Raw genomic sequence first — 25,810 nt, 5'->3', positions numbered from 1 at the left:
CCCCTCAAGTATATTTTAAGCTCATCAAAGGATGTAAGCTGCTGCGTTCTCATCTTCGACTATGCTGCTCAGCTTTTTGTTGACGTATTCTTTGTTTATAACTACCTTCTTCTCTACGTCGGGGGCTTCGAACATAATGTCTTCGAGGAGCTTTTCAACGACGGTGTAGAGTCTCCTAGCACCTATGTTTTCCATCTTTTCATTAAGCTTGTACGCTATCTTTGCGATTTCTCTTATCGCATCTTCGGTGAAGTCTAGTTCTATTCCTTCCGTGTAAAGCAGTGCCTTGTATTGTTTCAGCGGTGCATTTTCCGGTTCTGTAAGTATCCTTACAAAGTCTTCTTCTTTGAGAGGTTCCAATTCCACCCTTATCGGGAACCTTCCTTGGAGCTCTGGAATGAGATCTGAAGGTTTGGACATATGGAATGCACCAGCACCTATGAAGAGAATATAATCTGTCCTAACGGGTCCGTATCTTGTTGTTACCGTCGTCCCCTCGACAATAGGCAACAAGTCCCTTTGGACACCTTGTCTTGAGACATCGGGTCCATGACCTTGTCCGGTTGCCGCTATCTTATCGAGCTCGTCTATAAATATGATTCCGCGTTCCTGCGCTAAAACGAGTGCTTTTTGAACGACTTCATCCATATCAATGAGCTTTTCCGACTCAATAGGAGCAAGTATCCTTCTTGCTTCTGAGACCTTCATTCTCCGCCTTTTCTTCTGCTTTGGCAGTATATTTCCAAGTATCTGCGAAAAATCGATACCCATGTCTTCCATATCCGGCATTCCAACGAAACCTACGCCGGGCTGGTTAACTTCGATGTCAAGCTCGATTTCCATATCTTCCAACTCGCCGTTTTTTAGTTTTTCCCTTAGCTCTGCCCTCTTTCTGCGAACGTCTATCTCTTCTTGCTGTTCCTGTTGACCTTGAAATGCTGCTTGGAATCCGAAGATATTTGCAAATGGTATACTTTGCTTTTTGCTCGGTACCAATGCTTCCAATATACGCTCTTCGACCAAATCTTTCACCTTTGGCTCAACCTCTTTAATCTTCTCTTGTTTCACCATGTTCACAGCTATCTCTACCAAATCCCTTATCATCGAATCCACATTCTTGCCGACGTATCCCACTTCTGTGAACTTCGTCGCTTCAACTTTCAAAAATGGTGAACCAGATAATTGTGCAAGCCTTCTTGCAATCTCGGTCTTACCAACACCCGTTGGACCGATGAGGAGAATATTTTTCGGTATGACCTCTTTTTTCCATTCTTCTGGGAGTCTTTGCCTTCTAATTCTGTTTCTTATCGCTATCGCAACAGCCTTTTTTGCCTCGTACTGTCCGATGATGTACTTATCAAGTTCTGCAACGATTTGGCGAGGTGTCAAATTGTCAAAATTCGTCAAGTTTGCAAAATCGCCCATTTTAAGCACCTCCAGTGCTTGTGATGTGTCTATGCCTAAACATAAATATCTGGGAGCCCAACTTGCAGCTCTTGTTCAGGTGTTACGTAGGCAAGTGACCACTGCCCCGCTATCATCTTTTCGAAAACTCTTTCCACATCTTTTTCACTAACAGTCTTCACACACTCTATAATCTCGTCTACGCTCTTTGCCTGTACATCGTTTGCCAGATACTGTGTATAGAGTGAAATGAGCGAAGACGTGCTCTCGGTCAGAAGCTCAAGGTACCCTAATAGACGCTTTTTTCCGTAATCGAAAACTTTTTTGTTGAGTTTGAAATTCTTCAAAAGTGAGTAGAGTTCATCAACGAGTTTTGGAGCATTTTCAGTGGAGGTTGCGGCGTATATCAAGAACACTCCCCATTCTTTGCTTTGAAGGTGGGATACACTGATATCGTAGACCAATGCTTTTTTCTCCCTGATTTGTTCAAACAAGACCGAACTCATACCACTTCCAAGCAGCGTTTTCAAAACCATCGCAGCATACACGTTCTCTTCATCGGCCAGAGGTATCCCATCGTGGGCAAAGAGAAGGTGCACTTGCTGTGTTTCCTTAAACTTGTCGCAAACAATGCCTGTCTTAAGCTTTGAGCCCTGTTTTACCGTCTTAAACCCATCTGTCAGCTCCAACTCCTTAACAAGTTTCAAGTCTTTCTCATCAACGTGACCAGCGATTACGAGTTTCACATTGTAGGGTGAATACATCTCAGCGTGGAATCGTTCCAAATCTTCTCTTGTTATATTTTTTATAGTTTGCTCAGTTCCAATTATCGATTTTGAATGTGGACCGTCTATGAGCTCTTCAAAGAACTTATTGAAGAGTCTCTGCTCAGGGACTTCTAGGTCGGAATAGTACTCTTGGAGTATTATCTTTCGTTCAAGTTCAACGTTTCTGTCTGTGAACTCAGGTTCAAAAACGATTTCTCTGAGTATATTAAATGCGGTTTTAAAGAACGAAGATGGAACCTTCGCATAATACACCGTGTCTTCCTTGTCGGTCCAAGCGTTTAGCAAACCGCCAACCTGCTCTATTGGATACTTTATTTCTTTGAGTGTTCTCTTCTTCGTTTTTCGAAAAACCGTGTGCTCGATGAAATGTGAGATACCGAGCAAATGGTCCGGTTCATAGACCGGACCACTTCCAACGATAAAGGCTATTGTAGCAGATCTAACACCGGGGATTTCGTAGTAGTATATATTCTCTCCAAGTTTAAGCATATTATTCCTCAACCCTCCTGAGCTGGAACCTTCCAACTTCGTCTATGCTGATAACCTCTACTCTCACTCTGTCTCCAACCTTGAAAGAGGTGGGCTTTATGTTTCCGAGCTTCGATGCGTGCGCCAAACCTATCTTACCAGGTGCGATTTCAACGAAGATACCGTAATTCTCCACCCTCGTGATCTTGCCATCGTAGATATCACCTATGGAAATATCGCGGAACATATTTTGGATGTAGTCTACTGCTTGCTGAACCTTATCTGGGTCAACACCGCTGACCGTTACCTTTCCTGTTTCATCGTCGATAGAAATCTCCACGTCAAACATCTTTATGATTGATTTTATTATCTTTCCACCAGGTCCTATCAGTTCACCACTTCTCGTTGGGTCGATGTAGAACCACTTGATTCTCGGTGCATACGGCGAGAGTTCTTTGCGTGGTTCAGGGATCGTTTCGTAAAGTTTGTTGAGTATGAACATCCTTGCCTCTTTCGCTTGATAAAGCGCACTTCTAAGCAACTCCTCACTTACTCCAGAAACTTTACAATCCATCTGGAATGCCGTTATGCCATCTTTTGTACCTGCAACTTTGAAGTCCATATCACCCCAGTGGTCCTCAAGTCCTATGATGTCTGTCAGTATGACGGACTTACCTTCTTCCAAAATCAACCCCATTGCAACACCTGCAACGTGCTTTTTTATAGGCACTCCTGCATCCATCAGGGCAAGCGAAGCAGAACAAACAGTCGCCATCGACGAAGAGCCGTTGGATTCAAGAATTTCAGAAACGACCCTTATAACGTACGGAAATTCTTCTTCCGAAGGCATAACCGCTTTGACAGCACGTTCAGCAAGATGGCCGTGCCCTATCTCTCTTCTGCTCAATCTAACTGGTTTCACTTCGCCAGTTGAGAACGGTGGGAAATTGTAGTGCAACATGAACCTCTTTGTTCCCTCTTCGATCAACGTGTCGATTATCTGTTCTTCAGCTGGTGAACCGAGCGTTACAATACCAAGGCTCTGCGTTTCGCCCCTTGTAAATAGTGCAGAACCGTGTGTTCTTGGTAACAATCCAACTTCGCAGCTGATAGGTCTTATATCTTTTGGCCCTCTTCCATCTGCCCTCAGGCCGCGCTCGATTATGATCTTCCTCATAAGCTTTTTGGATAATTCGTCGTATTTTTCTTTCAACGGCAATTTGTACTCTTCTTGCTCTTCCTCGCTTATGTTGTTGTCCTCAAAGAATTTCTGAACGATACTTTCATAGTACTCATCAGCCATTTCGACACGTTCCTGTTTTCCGCGTGTGAATATCCTCTTTTCCAATTCATTCATATCCACGTACTGCGCAAACTTTTCAACGAGTTCCACGTTGTACTTCGGCTCTGGCAGTGGCATTTTTTCAACATTGAATTGGCTGATAATCTCTTCTTGGAAAGCGACGATCTCCTTTATAGCCTCGTGTGCAACCATAAGTGCCTGGAGCATCTCATCTTCGGTAACTTCCTTCGCTTCACCTTCAACCATAGTAATTGCATCTTTCGTTCCAGCAACCACAATATCTATCTTACTTCTCTCCAGTTGTTCGGCCGTTGGAAAGATGACGAACTGGCCATCGACGTAACCAACTTGTACGCCGGCAACAACCCCATCAAACGGGATCCTTGAAATATTCAGGGCCAGTGATGCAGCGGATATTCCTAATACATCCGTTGGACAGTCCGGATCAACGGATAAAACTGTAACAATTACCTGAACCTCATTCCTCAAAGTTTTCGGGAAAAGTGGCCTTATAGGTCTGTCGATGAGTCTTGACGACAATATACCACTTTCTGAAGGCTTTCCTTCGCGTTTTATAAAACCTCCAGGTATCTTACCAGCCGCATAGAATTTCTCCATGAATTCCACCGTTAGTGGTACAAAATCAACACCTTCAACGACTTTGTCAGAAACGTTCGCAGTTGCCAAGACGACACTATCACCAAACCTTGCCCATATTGAACCTGCCGATTGCTTTGCTACCTTTCCGTGTTGGAATATCCATTCTTTCCCAAATAACGTCTTTCGCCATTCTCGAACCGACATAACTACACCTCCGATTTTCCTGGTTTTCGATTATTTTCCTCAATCAAATTATTTTATCACAGATTATATGATTTTTGAATCGTCTGGAACATCAAAATATGAAGAAAGAAGTTCCGGTTCCCCGGAACTTCTTTATCTTACACTTTTGCACTGGCGTGTTATTATTTTATCATACCTTGGAATCCCATGAAAGCAAGTGAAAGTAATGATGCTGTTATCATCGAGATTGGAAGGTTAATGAATGGCCTTGGCACATCGTAAAGTTCAAGTTTTTCTCTGATTCCAGAAAAGATAACTAACGCCAGCAAAAATCCTAATCCTGCACCGAGTGCGTTGAAAATGGCCTCAAAGAATGTGTATTTCGATAGACTATTCACTATCGCAATACCCAAGATGATACAGTTGGTTGTTATCAGTGGCAGATAAATACCAAGCGCTTCATAGAGTGCGGGATTATTCTTCTTCAAGAACGCCTCGACGAATTGAACGAACGTAGCTATAACGAGTATGAAAACGATTGTTCTCAGGAACTCAAGCTGGAATTTTATGAGTATCAAATCGAGTCCCCAGGAGATAGCGGAAGATACAACCAATACGAATATCACCGCAAGTCCCATTCCTACAGCTGTTGAGGTCCTCTTTGAAACGCCCAAGAATGGACATATCCCTAAGAATCTGACAAACACGTAGTTATTAACAAGCATTGCAGATAAAAGAATTAAGAAGAGCTTCATGCTGCTTCACCCGCCTTTTTTTGCACCTGTTTTTCCTGTTCCGCAGCTTTCTTTGCCTTTTCCTGCCTGTTGATTGAAATCGCCGCAAAAAGTGCTGCGAGTAATCCAAGGGTTAGATAAGCACCAGGCGGGAGTATCATAACGAACATGTTGAACGCCTTACCCCAAACATTGATATCGAAAATCGTGCCGTTACCAAGCAGTTCTCTGATGCTACCAAGTAAAGTCAAACTGAGTGTGAAGCCAACACCCATACCCAAGCCATCGAGCAAAGAATCGACAACACCGTGTTTTGATGCATAAGCTTCCGCTCGTCCCATGATGATACAATTAACGACGATGAGCGGGATGAACAAACCGAGAGTTTTCCATAGGTCATAAGTGAACGCATGCATCAACAAATCCACGATGGTCACGAACGTAGCGATGACTGTAATGAAGATAGGTATCCTTATCTTCTCTGGTACAGTTTTCCTGATGGCGGATATAACTATGTTCGACATGACAAGAACAGCTGTTGCTGCCAAACCCATACCAAAACCGTTTTTTGCACTTGTTGTCGTTGCCAGTGTTGGACACATTCCAAGAACCTGCACGTACGTTGGGTTTTCCTTTATTATACCCTTGGTGAACTCTGACATCTTAGAGGACATCATTCCTCACCTCCGAGGTACTTTTCCCTAAGAAACTTGTACATCGCATTCAATGAACTTACCACTGCCCTTGGCGTAATCGTTGCACCGGTCATCACATCTGAAACCTTTACGACACCTTCTTGTTTAACTTTCTCTGGGTCCGCGCTTTGTTTACCGGCGTCTTTATCAACCTTCAACCCGTTTTTGAGGCCTGATTCCGGTATTGGGAAGAACCTCTCCTGTACGTTAGACTCCCCTATTTTCGCTCCAAGTCCCGGAGTCTCCTGAGAATAATCAAGCACTTTTATCGCCTTGAGCGTGAGTTCACCTGAGTTTTTATCGAGCATAAAAGCAGCCATTGTAACAACATTTCCACCGTAACCGACGGCACGACCTGTCAACACAAAGTATCTTGCATTCCCTGTCTCGAACTCATAAACCGGAGAAATCACGGTTCCTACTCCGTCTTCAAAGAGTACGTTCCCCATCTCATTTCTCTTTTCAAGAACGATCTTCTTTATTTCATCAACATTAACAATAGTATTCCCATTCTCATCAGTCAAGAGATTCACCATCGAAGATATAACATTTTCAAGTTCAGCTTCGGCAATTCTATCTTTTGTAACCGTGTAAACCAATCCAAGTGCAATTCCCGCAATAAGTGTATAAATCATCAACGTAATACTCATTTTAAGCATTTCACGTCTGTTTTCTTTCATCCTTTTCGCCTCCCAAAGATCCTTGGCTGGGTGTGTCTATCGATTATAGGTACCAAACTGTTCATGAGAAGAATAGATAGAGAAACACCCTCTGGATACCCGCCAAAGTATCTGATGAGCATCGTCACAATACCACACCCAAGACCAAATATGAACTGCCCTTTAATGGTCATTGGGCTGGTAACCATATCAGTAGCCATGAAGAGTGCTCCAAGCATGAGACCTCCGGCCAACATATGGAAGAGAGGAGAACCAAATCGTTCAGGATTAACTGTGTAGAAGATTGATGCTATCAGCAGTACAGTGCCGATATACGTAACAGGTATGACAATTTTTACACGCTTTCGGAAGACCAAATAGAGGAACCCTATAAAAAGCAGAACTGCACTCGTCTCACCGATACATCCACCGATGTTTCCAAAAGCTAAGTCAAGGTAGTTTGTATCTGCCATAACCTTTGAAAATCCCTGCAATTTCAATATCGCAAGCGGTGTTGCCGTGGTTTGGGCATCTGTATACCAACCTGTAAACGATGCGATTGGTCTATACCAAGTTGTCATAGCTGTTGGGAACGAAACCAACAAAAACACCCTTGCTGCTAACGCAGGGTTGAAGATGTTCTGTCCAAGTCCTCCGAACGCATGTTTCACAATGGCGATAGCAAAGACAACACCTATAATCAACACCCACCAAGGCGTCGCAACACTGAGATTCAGCGCAAGCAACAACCCAGTAACCGCTGCACTCCCGTTTGGAAGAAAGCTCTTGTCCTTTCTCAACACCCTCATTATGAAAAGCTCAACCAATTCCGCACTTACCATACCAATAATAGAAAGCAACAACGCATACAGTCCAAAGAAGAACGTACCTGCAATAACCGCTGGAACAAGCGCAATGATAACATCTATCATTACCTTCCTTGTTGAATCCTGTGTTCTGACATGTGGTGCTGGAGAAGTGAGCAGTTTTACGTTCTTCATTTCTTACCACCTCGCAGTGTTCGGTAGACCTTTTTCGCAAGCTTGATTGACTTAACGTGGTCAACGTTAGCTGGACAAATATACGAACACGAACCGCATTCGATGCAATCAAGCAGCCCAATTGCCGCCGCTTCGTCATACTTCTTCTTTCTCGCAAGTAAATCGAGCAGGTACGGTTGAAGGTTCATTGGACATGCGAAGACGCAATAAGAACACCTAATACAATTTGTGCTTTCCCTCTTTTGCTCAGGTATAACCGTTATACCGTTATTTCCCTTTAAAAGAGGCGTATCCAAATTTGGAACAGGAATTCCCATCATTGGTCCACCCATTAAGACCTTCAATTCACTGTAACCCTCAGTAAATCCGCTACCGAGATTTTCAATAATCCAAGATATTGGCGTCCCTATCCTAATCCACCAATTGCCCTTTTTATTCACACCTTCACCTGTTAACGTCATACCGCGTTCAACCAAAGGTTTACCATCCACAACGGCTTGTTTTATCGCAACCATCGTACTCACGTTTTGGACAACCACGCCAACATCGGCTGGAAGCCCACCGCTTGGTACTTCCCTACCGGTGATCGCCTTTATCAACTGCTTCTCAGCACCTTGTGGATATTTTGTCTTCAACGCCGCAACCTTTACTTTCCCGTTCCATTTCTTTTGCAGATACTCAATTGCATCCTTTTTGTTGTACTCGATGCCGATGTAAACTTCCTTAACCCCCAGAATCTTCTTAGTGATCTCGATGCCTTCAAGTAATTCTTCATCCATCTCGAGCATCACACGGTGGTCAATTGTAAGGTAAGGTTCACACTCTGCACCGTTGATGATGAGCGTATCAACAGGCTTAGGTGGGTTGAGTTTCACATGCGTTGGGAACATCGCACCTCCGAGCCCCACAACGCCGGCTCTCTTGACCTGTTCAATGAGCTCCTCTTTCGATGCGTTTGTCCAGTCCAGTTTAGGTAGCAAATCCCACTCATCTTCCCCTGTCCTTTGAATCGTTACGGCCTCAACGGCCATACCGTGAACCGCGCTATTTACCTTGGCAACGCTTGTTACGGTACCTGTGACTGGAGAGTGAACGTAAGCAGAGATTGGACCTTGAGGTTCGCCAATAACCTGTCCTGTCTTCACCTGTTGCCCAACTTCAACCACTACCTTTGCTGGTGCACCCGCATGTTGTGCCATAAGCACGACAACCTTTTCAGGAAGTGGAGCCTTTTGAATCTTTTCGTGCTCAGTAAACTTCTTTTCAGGTGGATGGACCCCTCCTTTGAAAGTCAACAACTTCACTCACCACACCTCCCGGTAAAGAAAATAAAAATCGATTGACTGCTAAGTATTTGTAGATTGGCAGTAAACAACAAAAACTGGGGTTAGACAAATATACACCCCTGCAAATATTATATACCCTTCTTGAGTATTTTTAAAAGAGCATTTTTGTCTAATTTATGTGAATTTTCTCAAACCAAATGATAAACAAATTTGTCTTCGTATTTGAAGACAATAAAATCTCTTTGTATGAGGTGTTTACGCTTCAGTCGGTCAACCTTTGACTGGTCAAAGTACACTCTCAGATTTTTGTTCGGTAGGATCTTCAGGCTGGCCACAGCTTCTAAAGGGATATCGCGATAATAACCATGAAATTTCAAGAGCGATATGTTGTACTTTGCACTGAGTGACCTAACGGCTTCAAGTATGACAGACTTTTCGACGTATTGGGCGGGCAAATAATCGATGGAACTAAGGATGGGGGGCAATTCTTGTGACTTTCGGAATTCTGCTTCAAAAAGTTTACTTAAACTCTTCATCTCGATTTTCCTAAACTTTATAGTACTTCCCAAAACCTCGGTGTTTTTGATAATCACTATACCATCTGGTACGTTGAGTAGTTCGCCAGCGATAACTTTAAGGCCTTCGGACATAAAATGCAAGGCGGGTGCCTTGAAATTGATTACGAAGGTATTAAAGATTTGCAGTGCGTTTACCTTGAAATCGTCTTTATTCAGAGACAGGCTCTTAAAACTCGGATGGACAGAGTCGACTATATCTTTAACAACGAGGTCTTTGCTTTCGCCTATGAAGAAGTACCCACGGAACGAAACACTCAGTACAGAGTGTAAACTGTGAACGTCAGGCGCATCAAGTTTGAATCCTTCTACACGAGCAGGAAAAGACACTTTGAGTTCTTCAAACGCTGCTTCTAAGGATATGTTTGGACTTTTATATTTCAAAAATCCAAGTTCCATCTTTAGTGTTTCTATTATTTCTCTTGCGATTCGCATATGTAAGCCAGGGCCCTTTCAATCCTGTCGAAAGGTTCCAAGATATCTATTTTTGATGCGTATTCCAGTATCTTTTGTACTATCGTATCATCAACCTTACTATTTTCAGGGAACGTTATCCTGATGCTTTTGTTGTTGAAATTAACGATCGCTTCATTACCTTCCTTCTTCTCCGGAAGACTTTGCGGTAGCATCGTAACCATAGCCGTGTTCTTATCGAACAAAAGAGCCGGGTCTTGGACCAGAATCAACTCAGGCTTATTTTCCAAGCGCTGGACCAACCCCTTTGCTATAATCTCCGTGTGCAGGTAGTACTCCAGAGAATTACCGTAGATGATTTCTTGAAGCTTTGTTGGAGTAACAGGTTCGGAATATTTGAATTCGACAGGAATACCAACATCGTTCACAACAAGCACACCACCGAGGTGCTTTCCATCTATGTTCATCACACTTAAATACCCTATCACACTCTCACATCCAACATGTGGGCTCCGTCTTGTTTGACGATCTTCTCATCATGTCTTTCTGACTTCCTTTTGTTCGCACTTTGGAAGTATTCCCCTTGACTCCTACCGTCGGTTGCCGTTTTAACGTTCTTTTGTTCTGTATTTTGAACATTGGTCGTGCTACGCAGTTGTGCTTGAGACTTTCTTTCAACACTCTGTGCACTGTTCATTGTAGCTGCTTGCGCAGCGTACTGCTGGATACTGAGCATGTGTGAACTGTCATGACTGACCCTTAGGATAATCGTTTGGTTTTGAATTCCACTGATTGGTTCTGCCATCGTGCTCACCTCTGAGCTCTTTTCAATGAAATTTCATTTTTTGCCTTTGTTCTCAGCCTCTGTGGGTTGTTTTACATGTTGCAATTTGAGCATCATTCTGAGCTTTGAGATAATTGCACCGATGATCTGAGAAACTCTCGATTCACTTACATTTAGTACCTCTGCGATTTCTTTTAGTGACAACTCATGCTCAAACCTCAAGGAAAGGATAAGTTGTTCTTTTTCGTCCAATTTATTTATCGACTCAACAAGCTGTTCGTAAAGTATGGATTTCCAAGCTTTCTCCTTAACGTCCTCTTCACTCGGTACTTCGTAATAGTTGGAATAATCGGTACCTTCTTCGTCCGAACCAAACAGGTACTCATCCAAATTCACATATTGTTTTAACAACAACTCGTTATAAACTTGCTGAACTTCTCCGACAGTCATTCCCAGAATCTCAGCCAACTCTTCAAATGTAGGTAGTCGCTGGTTTTTGGCATAAAAATCGGCAATCTCTTTATCGAGCCTTTTGATATCCTGCCGTACGTTTTTTGGTAAGTAATCCAGCTTTCTCAAATAATCTATCATCGCACCCTTAATGCGTGAATAAACGTATGTTTTGAAAGTCGCACCCTGTCGTGGGTCGTATTTGTCTACAGCTTGAAGTAGAGCTATAACACCTTCTTGTATGAGGTCATCTATTTCAACATTATGCGGCAAATTCACCTTTAAATCCCTTGCCAGACGCGTGACAAGAGGAAGGTATTCTTTGACAATAGCTTCTTTGTTGAGAATCAAATCTCAACAACCTCCACAGAGTCACCAGTTTTTACTTTTCGAATCAAGAGCTTACCAGTCTCTATATCATATTCTATACTTCTTGCTTTATTTCCACCTGTATCTTCTGCCAACAACCTAATCCCGTTTCTTTGCAGAGCAGTTTTGACCGCTTCTACATTCCTTGCACCTATATCCATTGCCGACTGGAACATAGATGCGCCGCCGGCGATCTTTGCTTCTAACCTCGAACGCGACGCTCCCATCTTCATCAGTTCTTCGACCACAAGATTAACACCCGTGTCTGCGAATTTACCCGGTGTATTTGTTGGACGTCCGCCACTGTCAGGGAGCATCACGTGGACCATACCACCGACTTTAGCCACCGGGTCTCGGATACAGACGCCTACGCAAGACCCGAGCCCTAAAGTTACTAATATTGCGGGGTTTTTTTCAACCGCCCATTCTCCGATGCCTATTATTACCTTTTTTTTCATGCTATCACATCCCCAAAGCCCTCAGAAGTTTCTCCAGAGAGTCCACAGAAGGAACTAACAATAAGTACCCACGAAGTGTTTCTTCCAGGCCCTCTATCTCTATGAGAGTTTCAACAAGCATTATGTTTTCCTCACCTGCCAGTGCAAGCGGTAATGAAATTTCCGAGATGATGGCACTTATCATATCAACAAGCAATTCCGGAGGCTCTGGATTTATGAAAAGATTAGTGAATCCTGCAAGTGCTGTTATATAGGATCCGCACATGATATTACCAATCTCTTTCATCATCGAGGATGTAAATTCGTCCATTTCCGTAATATCATTTATTTCCATTCCCGTTAACACTCTAGCTAAAGTTCTCACAGTTTTTGGGTCGAAGATCAGCAGAATCTCTCCGGTCATGTCTTCTTTCAGTTCCATTTTTACAGAGCAAACCACTTCCTCAGGATTTTCGAAAAGGAACGGAATCTTCGATATCGGTATAACCTTTACTTGCGGGACAGATATTTCAACCTTTTTATCCAGCATCATTGATAATGCGGTTGCAGCATTACCTGTACCTATATTTCCTACCTCTTTGATTGCATCCAACTGTGTCTCAGTTAATTTTTCCAACATCACTCTTCCTCCCTTCAAATCCAAATTGCTATTTAATCGCCTTCATCTTAATCTCTTTCTGGAAAACGAATCTCACAAGCGCTTTTTCCAACGCGGGTGATAGATCAATGAATTGAACACCATACATGAAGCCTTCGTCTGTCGGTTCATCTTGACGCACTACTTTGGATTTCTGTTTATTTAACGAAAGCTCATTGTCGAGTTTCAAATCGATGTATATTATATCACCGACGCTCAAATATTTTTTCGTTACCATCAGTAACCCACCAGCACTGAAGTTCCTGGTAGTGAATGCATAGGACTCAGCATCGGGTTCATTTGAAAGGTAAAATCTTCCCTCTAAGTAAAGAGGTATTCGAACAAACTTTCTGCGTTCTGTTTTTCGCACATTTTCTGGGAATGGCACAGGAATGGCGTACATATTATCACGTTTGATAACGCCAAGCGAGACCGTATCAAACTCATAGATTGAAGACCTATCGAACAAATTCACAGTCATTCTGACACCCTTTGGAATAGGGACAAACCTACCCTTATAAGAAGGAATGGAAAGAAAAAGAATGCGTCTTGCCGTATCTATATCAACCACATTGCTCTTGTATTCCCCTTCTAATTCTTTCACCAGAGTTATCCTTATCAACGCTGGCAACCCTATCTTTAGCGCCTTTTCAGCTTCAATAAGCTCAACGTACGCCATCAAATAACCTCTCCTATGTTTTTATGATGCTGTTAACTAAAAGTATTGAAAATTTCCAAAAACCGTATTATCTTCTTATTAGTGGAACACCCCCCACCATCAATTCTCACAAAAAGGAGGTACTCCACTATGCAAAATTCTGTAGTCTCTTGCCCCAAATGCGGCTCTACCAACATCTACAAAAACGGTCATGATAAGTACGGTAACCAACAATACTTTTGCAAAGACTGTAAGCGCACTTTCAGACTTGTTCATTCAAAAAAACACAAGCTCTTCTCTTTCCCTTATCCTAAATGCCCTGTCTGTGGAAAAACTATGCAAATCCACAAAATCAAAAAAGCCTTCGTTAAGTTCCGTTGCCGTTCTTGCCATACCAGAGACGAAATCCCAACTAACTTACCTCAATTTGTCCCTCTTCCTTTCGACTCTTTCAAGTTCTTCCGTTTCCCTATCTTTATTGTCCTTAAAGCCTTCGTCCTTTATTTCAAAGCTGTGTCCTTGCGTTCCATCAGAGACTCACTTAATATCAAAGTCTCTCATGTCGCTATCTACAAGTGGATCCTTAAGTTGTCTTGTTTCTTTTCCATCCTCGTTCCTGTAGATGCTTTCAAAGTCCATGGTGATGAAACTGTCGTTTTGTTTAAATCCAAAAAGTACTACGTTTGGTTCTTAGTTGAGCACGATTCGAATCTTATTGTTGCTTGGCATGTATCCAAATATCGCGATATGGGTCAAGTGAAGATATTGTTAGAGAAGTTCTTTGGTAACAACGAAAGAACAATCGAACTAATTACAGATGGACTTGGTGCATATGGTGCAGTGAAGATACTATACAAGAATATCAATCATATTGTTGTGAGACTTGGGCAAAACAATCAATGTGAATCGAAGTTTTCGTTATTCCAAGACTTTGTACGAGCCAAGCGTGGATTTAAGAATATTGACAATCTTCCAATGTACGTGAACAGCTTTTGTGTAGTGAGAAATCTCTTGAAACTGAACAACAATGATATTGCGCGTGTTATCTGTGTTCTATTGTCTTCCATCACTACAAGTTAACAGCATCGTTTTTATACTTTTCCACAAGCTTCATCCAAGAACTACTTGGATTTGGGATATAAACCCCGTATCGATAGCATTCTTCCTCTTCAACAGACCACATCACAGTCCCATCAATTATCTCTTCAGTGTTATTCCTAAGTCTCATTTCAACCGATTCCTTGACCCTTGGTTTGAATTCGGAAATCACTTGGCATCCATTTTCGGAAACATCGATAATTATCGAATGAAAGCCGTATATCGAGCACGGTTCAAAAGCCGCATACCGCGGTTTCGCACGTCGTTGTAGGATTCCTGCTTTATCCAAGGCTGTATACTCGTAAATACCTTCCTGATGAGCGGTCAATTTACCAATAACTGACAGGACAAAGCCTTCTATAGGTATATCCACCCTCAGAATCTCAGGGACGGAGGCAAAAGAAAGAAAAGAAATTTTAAGATTCCTACCATGAAGCTCTCTTAATCTTACGAGTAGCTCACCATCTTTTGAAAATCCTCTCAGCACAGCCCCAGAGAGGTTAGCATTCACGTATTCTTCCAATGTCACTTGTTCTCACCTCTGAAGAACCTTAAAAACCTTTGGATTAACGTATCTTCCTCGATCTTTTTTATCTCACTTCTAAGTACATAAGATGCTATGCGCATGATTGAGAACGATGGTTGTATACTCCTGTATTTCAACACGAAAAGCTGTCGGTCGTTAATGCTCTTGACAACAAGCGGGTGTTCCTTTATCATTGTGACTGAAGATACTTTGTTACCCACAAACTTTTCAACAACCTCCGAAAATCGCTCCATAAGGCTCGTCGCCTCTTTTATATTCTGAACCATGTTCGCCACAATATGGATGTCGTCCCCTTTTATCCCCTTTATACTGAGCAACTTTATCATCGTGTACGTGTTAACCACAGAGGTCGGCTCCGGTGTGGTCAATATGATAAATTTATCAACCAACGCCAAAAATGGCATGTACGAATTTGAAAATCCTGGAGGCATGTCCATAATGACAACGTCGTAGTTTTCAAGTAGCTTCAAAAAATTAGTTGCGAAGTCTTTTAACACCAACTCATTCGTGGCAAGTAGGTCTGAGACATCACCGCCTAAAGATATGAGGTCTATACCGTAACTCGTAGGTGTTATTAAATCTGTTATGTCGCACTTGTGATTCACAAAATCTTTTATGCTGTGCTTTGGATAAACTCCGAGTAATATATCGGCATTGGTAAACCCTACATCTGCATCAAGCAGCAAGACCTTTTTCTCATTTTCCGCAACAACTGCAGCCAAGTTCGTGGCAACAAGTGTTTTCCCAACACCTCCTTTTCCACTTATAACCGCGATGATTTCACTGCTTTTGAGGCTACTTGCCTGATCTCGCATTTTTCAACACCTCGCGTGCAAGAAGAACCGCCAATTCTCTGCTGTTTGCCTCCATTATATCATCTGGTACTCTTTGCCCATTCGTTACATAGGCGATGGGAACATTTAAGAACGTGGGCACGTTTACGAAATGTCCGTACGAAGAAGTTTCATCCATTTTGGAGAGCACAACGTGTGTAGGCGATACTATCGAAAATCTATCGGCTATCTCTCTAACATCCTCTGCTCTGTACTGCATGCCTATAATTAAAAACACAAGGTCTGGATCGACAACCTCGGCCATCGCCTTGATTTCAGTCATATGGAGTTCATTCTTCTGACTCCTACCTGCTGAGTCTATTAGAATCACATCGTAATCGGATAAGGCTTCGACCTCCAACTTCGCTTCCTTAGGTGTGTACGCAACTCTAATTGGGACATCAAGGAGCATCGCGTACGTTTTCAATTGGTCAACAGCAGCAATGCGATAAGTATCAAGTGTGATAATTCCCACACGCTTGTGGTCGTTCAGCTTCAACTTTGCAGCCAACTTCGCCAAAGTCGTTGTCTTCCCAACGCCCGTTGGCCCAACAAAAAGCACCTTCCCTTTCATTTCAGGTATAGACGTATTCATGAAAGGAAGGAACATCTCAGAGAGTATTAGTCTTGTATTTTCGTTGCCAAAATCAAGCTCTTGGTATTTAACCTTAGCGTATTCTATCACCTTCTCGGTGATTTCCTCGTCCACATCCTGCTTTTCCAAAGCCTTTCTTAAATCTTGCACCCACTGTGGCTCATTCGCCCGTTGAGATGCCACCATCGATTTTAATTCAAGCATCATCCTCTTCAGCTCTGTTAAATCCTCAGTAGACTGCTGAGGCTGCTTCGTTTTCGAAAGTATTTCCTGGAGTTTATAAATCTGGCCTTTTTCTTCCGTTTGAGGGGTCTTCTTTTCTTCAACCGCCGCTGTAACTTCCAGGTATGTTTTCGCACCTATACCAAGGAATCCACCTTTTTTAACCTTCCTGGTACTTAATATAACCGCGTCTTTTCCAAGCTCACCCCTTATCTTTTCAAAAGCCTCCTTGATATCGGTTACGAGGTACTTTTTTACAATCATATCCTCACCACACCCTCGATTGAAAGATTGACATCTTCTGGAACTTCCTCAAATGCAATGACCGTAACTCCAGGGATAAACCTCAGAACCATCTTTGCAAGATAAGGTCGTATCGTTCCCGAGACTATAAGAATCGGCGAATAGCCTTTCCTCATGAGCTTTTCCAATTCCTGAGAGATTCTCTCTATTACTTCTCTCATAATCTGTGGATTAACACTCAGATATCTGCCCTCATCACTCTCTGAAATCGACTCGGTAAGCATCCTTTCTAATTCGCTATCAAGCGCAACTGCGTGGATTTGCTTGTCTTGACTTAACAATTTACTCGCGATCTGCCTCTTCAATCCCCTTCTAACATATTCTACCAGACTTTCTACATCTCTTGCCCTTTCCGCGTTGTCAAGAATGAGTTCAAATATGAACGGCAGATTCCTTATCGAAACGCCCTCTCTCAATAATTCTTGCAAAACCTTCTTCACTACTGTTGGCTTTACAACATTGAATACTTCGTCAACCAATCTATCGAATTTGCTTCTCAAACCATCAACCAAAAGCTGAAACTCTCTGTTACCAAGCAACTCTGGTGCGTACCTTCTCAAAATCTCCGTCACATGCGTAGCGAAAACCGTTGGAGGATCAACAACGGTAAAACCTTTTTGAATAGCCTCATCCCTTTTCGATTCGTCTATCCAAAACGCTTGAAGTCCAAACGCGGGTTCTTTTACCTCTATACCAGCTATGCGCTCAGTAACAAACCCCGGATTAATCGCAAGCAGCCTGTTCGGGAATAGCTCGTACCTGGCAACCTCTGCACCACGTATAAAGATAGCGTACTCGTTTGGTTTCAATAACACGCTATCCCTTACCCTTATAGGTGAAAGCACAAGCCCCAGCTCTTGGGCAAGCTGCCTACGTATCATCGTCAAGCGTTCCAACATATCTCCACCTTGCGAAAGGTCAGCAAGCGGTAGAAGACCGTATCCAATGTTGATTTCCACAGTGTCAGATTGCAAAACCTCGGCAACTTCTTCAGGTGTTGACAGCACAGGTCCTGCTGGTACACCTGCCGCTCCAGGAGGTGCACCTCCAACACCGGGAACTCCAGCTATGCCAGGTTGGACCTCTGGCCTAGCTTCTTCTTTTATCATGATACCGACGGTCAAAAACAATCCACCGATGAGTAAGCTTGTGAACGTAGGCAGAGGTGTGAACAATCCAAGGAGGATTATCACCACTCCGGTTAGTATTATAACCTTCTTCTCTCCCGATAGTTCCCTTATCAACTCAGTTCCAAGGTTATCCTTAGTCGCACTTCTTGAAACGATGATGCCCGTTGCCGTCGATACCATCAGCGCTGGTATTTGGGATACCAATCCATCTCCAACGGTGTAGAGTAGAAACGTCTTTGCAGCATCAGCAAAGCCCAGCCTGTGCATCAATACACCGATTATTATACCACCTATGCTGTTAACCAGCGTGATGATTATACTTGCTATCGCATCTCCGCGGACGAATTTTGAAGCACCATCCATCGCACCATAAAAATCGGCTTCGCGTCTGATTTCTTCTCTACGTCTTCTGGCTTCATCTTCCGTTATCAAACCTGCGTTCAAATCCGCATCGACACTCATCTGTTTTCCTGGCATCGCATCGAGCGTGAACCTTGCCGCAACCTCTGCGATCCTCTCAGAACCGCGCGTTATCACGATGAATTGGATTATAACAAGTATTAAGAATACAACAATACCGACAACGTAGTTTCCGCCAACTACGAAATTACCAAACGTCTGAATGACCTTTCCACCGAACTTCGGTCCTTCAAGCAAAATCGCCCTTGTTGAAGCAACGTTCAAAGCCAGACGAAATATCGTAACTATCAACAGCATCGTCGGGAACGAAGCGAGCTCAAGCGCGTGAGTGATGTACATCGTTGAGAAGAGTATAACCAAAGAAATTGAGATATTCAGCAATTGGAAAAAATCCAGTAAAAAGTCCGGAATCGGTATGATCATCAAGAGCACTATCGCAACAACGAGCAACGCTACACCAACGTCCGCTTTCACACTCTCACCTCAAGAACAAAATACACTTAAAATTTGGGACGCCAAAAATTTCCTTTGTCATATGTGTTGGCAAGTTTCAAAAATACACTATTCAAAACTATTTCTTAAATTTTCTAAAAAATTCCAAAAAACTTTTGAACGATTTTCAGACTTTGGTGGTCTAATATAATAGAGGGCAAAGAAAAAAGGTCGAGTTATTGGAAAGTATTTCGTAACAACTTTGTTCGGCAATATTATAACAAACGTGCTCAATAGCTTAACACAAATTTTTTCAACTTGTGGTAGACTTTTCCCAGAGAACCCCCTATCCCCCTTGAGATACACCCCCCACGGCTTTATGCGGGCAGAAAAGGCCCGCTTTTTTTTATTTACTTACCGACACAGAAGTTCGCAAATATATTGTCGAGTAGATCATCTGTGAAGTTAGTTCCAAGGAGCCTATCAAGCTCGGAGAGCGCATTCCGGATATCGATCGAAACGATATCTACAGGGTACCCGCTCTTGATCGCTTCCAAAGCCTTTTTCAAGTGCTGTTGGACTATTTTTAAATGCTCAAGCTGCCTTTTTGTTGTCACGTGTGACAGGTGTCCATCCTCTACCAACGGTTTTACCCGTTCAACGATCTTATCTTCAAGAGCTCTTAACCCTTCGCCCGTTGATGCGCTTATGTAAATATCATCACCATCTTTAGAGACCTTCGAAATCTTATTTCCGATATCCGTTTTATTCCACACAGCAATGAAGTTGCTGTCTTGGATTATATTCATTATATATTCATCATCTTTCGTAAAACCGGTCGTCGCGTCAAGCACAAACAACACCACATCGGACTGACTTGCCTCTCGTATCGCCCTATCGATTCCTATCTTTTCTACAACGTCATTTGTCTCCCTTATCCCAGCGGTATCGGAAATGACAAAATGGATACCCCGTATCTTTATTTCCCCTCTTATCACATCCCTTGTGGTACCGGGAATGTCCGTCACAATCGCCCTATCTTCGACAAGTAGCCTGTTGAGCAGCGTGCTCTTTCCAACGTTCGGTTTTCCAACAATTGCAAGCGTAACACCTGTGGATACGTGGATGCCTTTGTCTGCGTGTGCAAGCTTTTCAGACAAAAACTTAACGATGTTTTCCACATCCTGTGCTATCTCTTCTCTTGGAATCTCGATGTCGTCACCGTAATCTATCGTCACTTCTATTTTCGAAAGTGCATCTATCAGCATCTTTCGTATCGCCGATACTTCTCCCGACAACTTGCCTTTCAAGTTCTCTACGGCCAATTTCAGACTCTCTTCGCTTTTGGCTTCTATTATCTGCAGAATCGCTTCCGCCTTGATTAAATCTATCTTTCCGTTTAAGAATGCCCTTCTTGTGAACTCACCGTTCTTAGCAAGCCTTGCTCCCCTTTTAATGAATTCTTCTAAAATCTTCTGCGTAACCAGTATACCGCCGTGGCAGAAGACCTCTACCATATCTTCCCCTGTATAACTGCGCGGTCCTTTGAAACCGACAAAGAGCACCTCATCTACGATATTTCCATCGCTATCGTAGAAATTACCGTAAACGACTCTTCTTTCAGCTTCGATACTTTTTCGAACGCAGTCTTCCAAAATACGCCACGAATGAGGTCCGGAAGCTCTTACAATACCAATAGCACCAACACCAGGTGGTGTTGCTATTGCGACAATTGTATCGCGTGTATCGTCATTATTCTCCAAAATTTCCATCTCTTGCAGCTTTTCCAATTCTACCATTTTCGATTTATCACTCCTAAAGTTGATAGGCCTATAATACACAAAGCTATTTCCAATTATACCACGAAACCGTTTTACGAAAAAGGTGGCTCTTTCGAGCCACCGATAAGTTACTTTTCTCAGCTATTTTAATCGACTTTGAACCACTGCGAGATGTTCTCCATCTTTCTTGCTATCTCTCTCAATTTCTCTGTACTTTCACCCAACTGCTCGAAGACCACCGTGATTTCTCTGAACTCTTTGTTGAACCTGCGCAACTGTTCTGAAGAAGATATAACCGAGTTCGACACATCGTCCATGAGGGATTCTATCTGTGAGAACGTAGCGTTATTTTCCTGGATTTGAACCCCAACTTGCGCACTGAGAGTGCCGATCTCTTGGACTTTCTCGATAACAGTGTAGTAATTTGATGAGAATTCCTCCTTTGCTTGCTGTAACCTTCTGAACTTCTCACCAGAGGTTTCGTAGAGTCTGTCCAGTTCCTTGAGGTCGTTCGTGTAAGTATCAACTTCTCTTACAAGGTTTTTCGAAAGGTTGTTGATTTCCACAGAGAGCTTCATAACCTCATCGGCAACAACCGCAAATCCTCTACCCGCTTCCCCGGCTCTTGCAGCTTCAATTGCCGCGTTCAGAGCAAGCAGGTTTGTCTGTGAGGCGACATTTTGAATCTTTGCAATAGAGTCCTTAATAGATGCAAATTTTTCTATCGTTCTTCGCACAGTGGTACTGAATTTCTCAAAGACTTCAACATTTGCATTGACCGATTCATTCATCTCCTCTATCAAAGCTACGTTTCGCAAAATCTCCGCCTGAGCGTGTTCTATATCTCTCAAAAGCTCAGATAGTTGCTGTGAAAGGTTCTCGTTGCTTTCCATCGACGTTTCAACGGTTTGCTGGAGCATCATAATCTTCGATTTGACATCCTCAACATCCGTTATGTATCTTTCAACAAACTCACTGAACCTTGAAACTGAGTTTTCCAAAGTCTCCTTAATCGCTGTGACTTGCTCGATTTCGCTTGTCAGTTCTTTTGAACTTTCTTTCATATCCCTTGCGTACTCACGCAAATTCTCTGAAAGTCGTTTAAGCGAATTAATAACCCGTTCAAATTCACCAAACGTCTTTACATTGAACGATACAAGCTCACCGTTAGAGAATTTTTCGATAATTTCAGAAGACCTAACAATTTCTTTTGAGATGCTATTGATCATAGGTACAGAAACGACAAGTGCTATCGCAAGGATGGCAATTCCTACAATCAAATTGATTACAACCAACCTTGCAAGATTCAAATCAATACTAACCTTAACTTCAGGCATCTTAATTTCAGGCATCTGGAATTTCTCCGGCTGTGGTATTTCGATTTGCGCACTCACGGTCTCTTTTCTGACCGCTACCTCGAACTTGCCCAACGTTTCACCCGCAACGTTTAAGTCGCTCTTAATCGCAAGGTATTCTTCAGTGCCTACTTTGAACGTGTACTTATCTTCACTCGGCTCATCTACGCCCAAAGTTCGTTCGCCATTTTCATCAACTTTTGTTGTTGCGTACGCCTTACCATCAATGTAAATCGTTAACTCAGCACTTGTGAGTCTTTTGATATCGTCCAGGAAATTATCTGCGAGCCTTCCTGTTGCAATAACAAACCCCGTAACTGTATTGCCCAACTGCGGGTGCATCACCGGGTTGAGTGCGATGAAATAAATCCCCTTGTTGCCTTTAAATACAAAAGATTCCGAATACACAGATGGTGAACTCAGAATCTTTTTTACCCTGTCAACGATTTCATTTGCGAACTCTAAATCCTTATACGTCGTTGCCTCAACACCAGGTGCAAGCGAATAAGCGTACTCAACAAGATACCTTTCACCTAGGTTCACAAACGGCCTTGTCTTCAACTTCGGCTCGGATGATTCAATCGTCCATAGCGAAATGTAGTCAAACAACGCGCGTTCCACATAATTGTTCAGAAGGCTTCTTTTCTCTGCCAGCCCTAAATTCTTCTCAGATGCCGCATTGACGACTTCTTTTGAACTTGCAGCCACTTTAGAAAGGTTTTCTATCGTGCTCACTTTCTCTTTTATCAGGTTTTCAACAACGTTCTTTATTGAATTCGCTTCTTTCTCAAGTGCTCCGAGGTAGACTGCTTCAAAAGCCTTCTGAACGCTCTCTTTTTGCTTCTCAACAGCGGCAACTAATTTCTCGTTGTACGCATTGATGTGTTCCTCCAATTGTTTTGAGAACGTGTCGAAGAAATCTTTGAAAATGACCTTTGGATCTCCTAACTGCTTTCTGACTTCGTTCTCTATTCTCGCACTCTCTCTGGACAGATTAACAACAGTGAACAAAACAGAAATCGTTAATGGAACCGATACCAGCAAGATCGCTAACAAAAGAAGTCGAGTTCGAATCGACATAACTCTCACCAGCTATACTGTAAACTTATATTCTTTCCAAAACTTTAATCATTATCTTCGCTATCAGCTGTCCAGTCCTGTGTGCAACTTCGAGAACCTCTTCTGCTGTAAGTGGTTTTAAATCGTCCGGAACTGCTCTATCTGTGATAGCAGAAATGGCAAGTACCTTTGTACCTCTGTGCGCTGCTGCGATGACTTCAGGAACCGTCGACATACCAACTGCATCAGCGCCCATCCACCTGAGCATCCTCAGTTCAGCAGGTGTTTCGAAATTTGGACCTGCCACGGCAACGTAAACGCCTTCGTAGACCGGGATGTTGAGCTCTTCTGCAACTTTTTTAGCAATTGTCCTGAGCTCTTTGTCGTACGCATTTGACATATCCGGAAACCTTGGACCCCATTCCTCAACGTTCGGACCTATAAGCGGATTATCGCCCATCATATTTATATGGTCGCTGATTATCATCGGTCTGCCAACCTCAAAATCTGGATTAAGACCGCCGGCTGCGTTCGTTAAGAACAAGTATTTAACGCCTAGTTCCTGCATGACCCTTACACCGAAGGTAACATCCCTCATGTGGTAGCCTTCGTAGTAGTGGAACCTTCCATTCATCAGTGCTACGTACTTACCGGAGATCTTTCCGAAGATCAACTCTCCTTTGTGGCCCGGAGCAGTTGAAACTGGGAATTCGGGAATCTCTTTGTATGGTATCCTAATCGGGTTTTCAACTATATCTGCAATGCCATGCAGACCAGAGCCAAGCACGATACAAACTTCCGGAGTCTCAGCAACTTTAGATTTAATGAACTCTGCTGCCTTCTTGACTCTTTCAACGTAAGTCTTAATATCCTGAACCATCTCTTCACACCTCCGCCGTAGTGTTAGATATTTTCGAGCTTGGTAAAAAGACCACTTATATTATATACCTCACGTACTTTCTTAGCAAAACGCTTATGAAAATCGTTCCAGCAAGCAAAAGCGTTGAAATTGCGTTAATCACTGGTGAGATGCCAAACCTCACCATCGAGAATATCTGCAAAGGCAGCGTTGTTGAGCTTGGGCCAGCAACGAAGAACGTAATCACGAAATCGTCTATAGAAAGCGTAAACGCCATAAAAAACGCGGCAACAATTCCCGGGAGCGCTATTGGAATAATAACCTTCCAAAGAGCGATAGCGCGCGTAGCTCCTAAATCGTAAGCTGCCTCAATTATCGACTTATCAAAATCCTGAAGCCTCGTAAGGATGATCATCATCGTGTATGGAATCGAGAACGTCACATGCGCTATGAATATCGTAAACAAACTGAGCCTCAGATGAATCGTGGTGAAAAACACTAGCAGAGAAACACCGATGATGATGTCTGGAATAATGAACGGAATGTAGGTGGTTGTCCACATGAGCTTTTTAAACTTCTTAGAACCCATGTACATCGCAACCGCACCGAACGTCCCCAATATCACCCCTACAAAACTTGAACTGATACCAACGATGATGGAATTCATAAACGTGCGCCAGATATGTGCAGATGAGGTGAAGAGCTTTTCGTACCATTTCAAACTGAAACCCGTCCATTCCGGTGATTTAGATGAATTGAACGAAAAGAGCACAACGATGAATATGGGAACATAGAAAAAGAGCAGCACAATCAAAGTCACTACGAGCGCGAATTTACCTGGCTTCACGTTTCTCACCACCGAATATAAACACGATTACGGCAATTATCGTGATTGCAAGTAGCACGGAAGATATCGCAGCTGCAGCAGGCCAGTTTCTCGCCGTAGTAAGCAGCCTTGCAATTTCATTTCCAATCAACCTGGAATTCTTCCCACCGACCAACTCGGGAACCGCGTACGTCCCTATCGCGGGGATAAACACAAATACAAAAGATGAAACTATCCCCTGCCTTATATTAGGTAAAAGCACCTTGAAAAAAACTTGCCTTTTCGTGCAACCTAGGTCCATCGCCGCTTCGAATATATGCTTCTCAAGTCTCTCTATAGATGAATACAATGGCAATATTGCAAACGGTAGGTAGGTGTAAACAAGCACAAGAACAACCGCGAAGTTGTTGTATATAAATTGGACGTAAGACTCAGTGAATCCCATCCTTATTAGAAACTGATTGACAATCCCGTTGTTTCCAAGGATGAATATCCACGCGTAAATCCTTATCAAAGAGTTCGTCCAAAACGGCACAATAACGAGCAGCAACAGTAGGTTCTTCCATTTGCTAAATGCAATATAATAAGCTACAGGTACAGCTATAACAATGGATACAATCGAGGAAATTAGCGAAATCCAAACTGTTCGGAGGAAGACAAGAAGATAGTTAGGATTGAGAATATCTCTGTAGCCTTCCAGTGAGAATTTGAAAATTACACCGCCTTGGTAATCCCTTTCAAAAAAGCTGTAAGCCAGTATTACTATAACAGGAACTAAGAAGAACACAGCGAGCCAAAAAAGATAAACAAGCCCGTAGCCGTCGTAGCCTCTTCTCATCCATTTTGATACATTTGCTCTATCTTTATCAAACTTCTCTAATTGT

General features: G+C 42.8%; 25 protein-coding genes. 1 reads left to right on the top strand and 24 read right to left on the bottom strand.

Annotated features, from left to right (window positions below; translation table 11 throughout):
* Nucleotides 1–24 precede the first annotated feature (24 nt).
* From hslU to NA23_RS01030, 15 genes are all read right to left on the bottom strand, one after another.
* A complete protein-coding gene (gene hslU / locus NA23_RS01100; protein WP_033192516.1) occupies nucleotides 25–1,407 on the bottom strand; it encodes an ATP-dependent protease ATPase subunit HslU in 1,383 nt (460 codons plus the stop codon).
* A gap of 53 nt (nucleotides 1,408–1,460) precedes the next feature.
* Nucleotides 1,461–2,681 (bottom strand): M16 family metallopeptidase, encoded by a 1,221-nt coding sequence (locus tag NA23_RS01095; RefSeq protein WP_033191418.1) that lies wholly within the window; start codon nucleotides 2,679–2,681, stop codon nucleotides 1,461–1,463.
* A gap of 1 nt (nucleotide 2,682) precedes the next feature.
* Complete coding sequence (locus NA23_RS01090; RefSeq protein WP_033191419.1) at nucleotides 2,683–4,767, bottom strand: polyribonucleotide nucleotidyltransferase; 2,085 nt, start codon at nucleotides 4,765–4,767, stop codon at nucleotides 2,683–2,685.
* A gap of 161 nt (nucleotides 4,768–4,928) precedes the next feature.
* Complete coding sequence (locus NA23_RS01085) at nucleotides 4,929–5,501, bottom strand: electron transport complex protein RnfA (RefSeq protein ID WP_033191420.1); 573 nt, start codon at nucleotides 5,499–5,501, stop codon at nucleotides 4,929–4,931.
* Nucleotides 5,498–6,154, bottom strand: a complete 657-nt coding sequence (gene rsxE, locus NA23_RS01080; protein WP_145974433.1) for an electron transport complex subunit RsxE — start codon at nucleotides 6,152–6,154, stop codon at nucleotides 5,498–5,500. Before rsxE ends, NA23_RS01085 begins: the two co-directional genes overlap by 4 nt.
* Nucleotides 6,154–6,855: an RnfABCDGE type electron transport complex subunit G gene (locus tag NA23_RS01075; protein WP_033191421.1), complete on the bottom strand. Its 702-nt coding sequence runs from the start codon at nucleotides 6,853–6,855 to the stop codon at nucleotides 6,154–6,156. Before NA23_RS01075 ends, rsxE begins: the two co-directional genes overlap by 1 nt.
* Entirely contained in the window at nucleotides 6,852–7,835 is a 984-nt protein-coding gene (locus NA23_RS01070) for an RnfABCDGE type electron transport complex subunit D (RefSeq protein ID WP_033191422.1), read from the bottom strand. The genes NA23_RS01075 and NA23_RS01070 overlap by 4 nt, the downstream gene beginning before the upstream one ends.
* The gene (gene rsxC, locus NA23_RS01065) at nucleotides 7,832–9,139 is read right to left on the bottom strand and encodes an electron transport complex subunit RsxC (RefSeq protein ID WP_033191423.1); all 1,308 of its coding nucleotides are present in this window, start codon (nucleotides 9,137–9,139) and stop codon (nucleotides 7,832–7,834) included. The genes NA23_RS01070 and rsxC overlap by 4 nt, the downstream gene beginning before the upstream one ends.
* 170 nt (nucleotides 9,140–9,309) lie before the next feature.
* Nucleotides 9,310–10,131, bottom strand: a complete 822-nt coding sequence (locus NA23_RS01060) for a hypothetical protein (RefSeq protein WP_033191424.1) — start codon at nucleotides 10,129–10,131, stop codon at nucleotides 9,310–9,312.
* On the bottom strand, nucleotides 10,110–10,598 hold the full coding sequence (locus tag NA23_RS01055; protein ID WP_052107106.1) for a hypothetical protein: 489 nt from the start codon (nucleotides 10,596–10,598) through the stop codon (nucleotides 10,110–10,112). The genes NA23_RS01060 and NA23_RS01055 overlap by 22 nt, the downstream gene beginning before the upstream one ends.
* Nucleotides 10,595–10,915, bottom strand: coding sequence for a hypothetical protein (locus NA23_RS01050; protein ID WP_033191425.1), 321 nt, complete (start codon nucleotides 10,913–10,915; stop codon nucleotides 10,595–10,597). The genes NA23_RS01055 and NA23_RS01050 overlap by 4 nt, the downstream gene beginning before the upstream one ends.
* 33 nt (nucleotides 10,916–10,948) lie before the next feature.
* Nucleotides 10,949–11,695 (bottom strand): FliA/WhiG family RNA polymerase sigma factor, encoded by a 747-nt coding sequence (locus NA23_RS01045; protein WP_236938428.1) that lies wholly within the window; start codon nucleotides 11,693–11,695, stop codon nucleotides 10,949–10,951.
* Nucleotides 11,692–12,171, bottom strand: coding sequence for a chemoreceptor glutamine deamidase/glutamate methylesterase CheD (gene cheD / locus NA23_RS01040; RefSeq protein WP_033191426.1), 480 nt, complete (start codon nucleotides 12,169–12,171; stop codon nucleotides 11,692–11,694). Before cheD ends, NA23_RS01045 begins: the two co-directional genes overlap by 4 nt.
* A gap of 4 nt (nucleotides 12,172–12,175) precedes the next feature.
* Nucleotides 12,176–12,790 (bottom strand): CheY-P phosphatase CheC, encoded by a 615-nt coding sequence (cheC, locus tag NA23_RS01035; protein ID WP_033191427.1) that lies wholly within the window; start codon nucleotides 12,788–12,790, stop codon nucleotides 12,176–12,178.
* Between the two features lie 28 nt (nucleotides 12,791–12,818).
* Complete coding sequence (locus NA23_RS01030; protein WP_033191428.1) at nucleotides 12,819–13,487, bottom strand: flagellar brake protein; 669 nt, start codon at nucleotides 13,485–13,487, stop codon at nucleotides 12,819–12,821.
* Nucleotides 13,488–13,616: 129 nt separating this feature from the next.
* On the opposite strand from NA23_RS01030, the gene NA23_RS01025 reads away from it, so the two are divergent.
* Nucleotides 13,617–14,546: a DDE-type integrase/transposase/recombinase gene (locus NA23_RS01025; protein WP_033191365.1), complete on the top strand. Its 930-nt coding sequence runs from the start codon at nucleotides 13,617–13,619 to the stop codon at nucleotides 14,544–14,546.
* On the opposite strand, the gene NA23_RS01020 is transcribed toward NA23_RS01025, so the two are convergent.
* From NA23_RS01020 to NA23_RS00980, 9 genes are all read right to left on the bottom strand, one after another.
* On the bottom strand, nucleotides 14,536–15,093 hold the full coding sequence (locus NA23_RS01020; RefSeq protein WP_033191429.1) for a PilZ domain-containing protein: 558 nt from the start codon (nucleotides 15,091–15,093) through the stop codon (nucleotides 14,536–14,538). The two genes, NA23_RS01025 and NA23_RS01020, sit on opposite strands and share 11 nt — an antisense overlap.
* Nucleotides 15,090–15,926 carry a P-loop NTPase gene (locus tag NA23_RS01015; RefSeq protein WP_033191430.1) on the bottom strand — a complete coding sequence of 279 codons (837 nt, stop codon included), beginning with the start codon at nucleotides 15,924–15,926 and terminating at the stop codon, nucleotides 15,090–15,092. Before NA23_RS01015 ends, NA23_RS01020 begins: the two co-directional genes overlap by 4 nt.
* Entirely contained in the window at nucleotides 15,907–17,025 is a 1,119-nt protein-coding gene (gene flhF / locus NA23_RS01010) for a flagellar biosynthesis GTPase FlhF (RefSeq protein ID WP_033191431.1), read from the bottom strand. Before flhF ends, NA23_RS01015 begins: the two co-directional genes overlap by 20 nt.
* Nucleotides 17,022–19,037 (bottom strand): flagellar biosynthesis protein FlhA, encoded by a 2,016-nt coding sequence (gene flhA, locus NA23_RS01005; RefSeq protein WP_052107265.1) that lies wholly within the window; start codon nucleotides 19,035–19,037, stop codon nucleotides 17,022–17,024. The genes flhF and flhA overlap by 4 nt, the downstream gene beginning before the upstream one ends.
* 419 nt (nucleotides 19,038–19,456) lie before the next feature.
* A complete protein-coding gene (gene mnmE / locus NA23_RS01000; RefSeq protein WP_033192520.1) occupies nucleotides 19,457–20,818 on the bottom strand; it encodes a tRNA uridine-5-carboxymethylaminomethyl(34) synthesis GTPase MnmE in 1,362 nt (453 codons plus the stop codon).
* A gap of 155 nt (nucleotides 20,819–20,973) precedes the next feature.
* Nucleotides 20,974–23,262, bottom strand: a complete 2,289-nt coding sequence (locus NA23_RS00995; protein ID WP_033191434.1) for a methyl-accepting chemotaxis protein — start codon at nucleotides 23,260–23,262, stop codon at nucleotides 20,974–20,976.
* 25 nt (nucleotides 23,263–23,287) lie between these two features.
* A complete protein-coding gene (locus NA23_RS00990; RefSeq protein WP_033191435.1) occupies nucleotides 23,288–24,121 on the bottom strand; it encodes a purine-nucleoside phosphorylase in 834 nt (277 codons plus the stop codon).
* A 55-nt stretch (nucleotides 24,122–24,176) separates the two neighbouring features.
* Nucleotides 24,177–24,947, bottom strand: a complete 771-nt coding sequence (locus NA23_RS00985; protein WP_033191436.1) for an ABC transporter permease — start codon at nucleotides 24,945–24,947, stop codon at nucleotides 24,177–24,179.
* Nucleotides 24,934–25,764, bottom strand: coding sequence for an ABC transporter permease (locus tag NA23_RS00980; protein ID WP_033192521.1), 831 nt, complete (start codon nucleotides 25,762–25,764; stop codon nucleotides 24,934–24,936). Before NA23_RS00980 ends, NA23_RS00985 begins: the two co-directional genes overlap by 14 nt.
* Between the last annotated feature and the right edge of the window lie 46 nt (nucleotides 25,765–25,810).

The organism is Fervidobacterium islandicum (genome assembly GCF_000767275.3).
Taxonomy (GTDB): Bacteria; Thermotogota; Thermotogae; order Thermotogales; family Fervidobacteriaceae; genus Fervidobacterium; species Fervidobacterium islandicum.
Note: the sequence above shows the minus strand (reverse complement) of the source record. Positions and strands in the feature narration are given on the sequence as shown.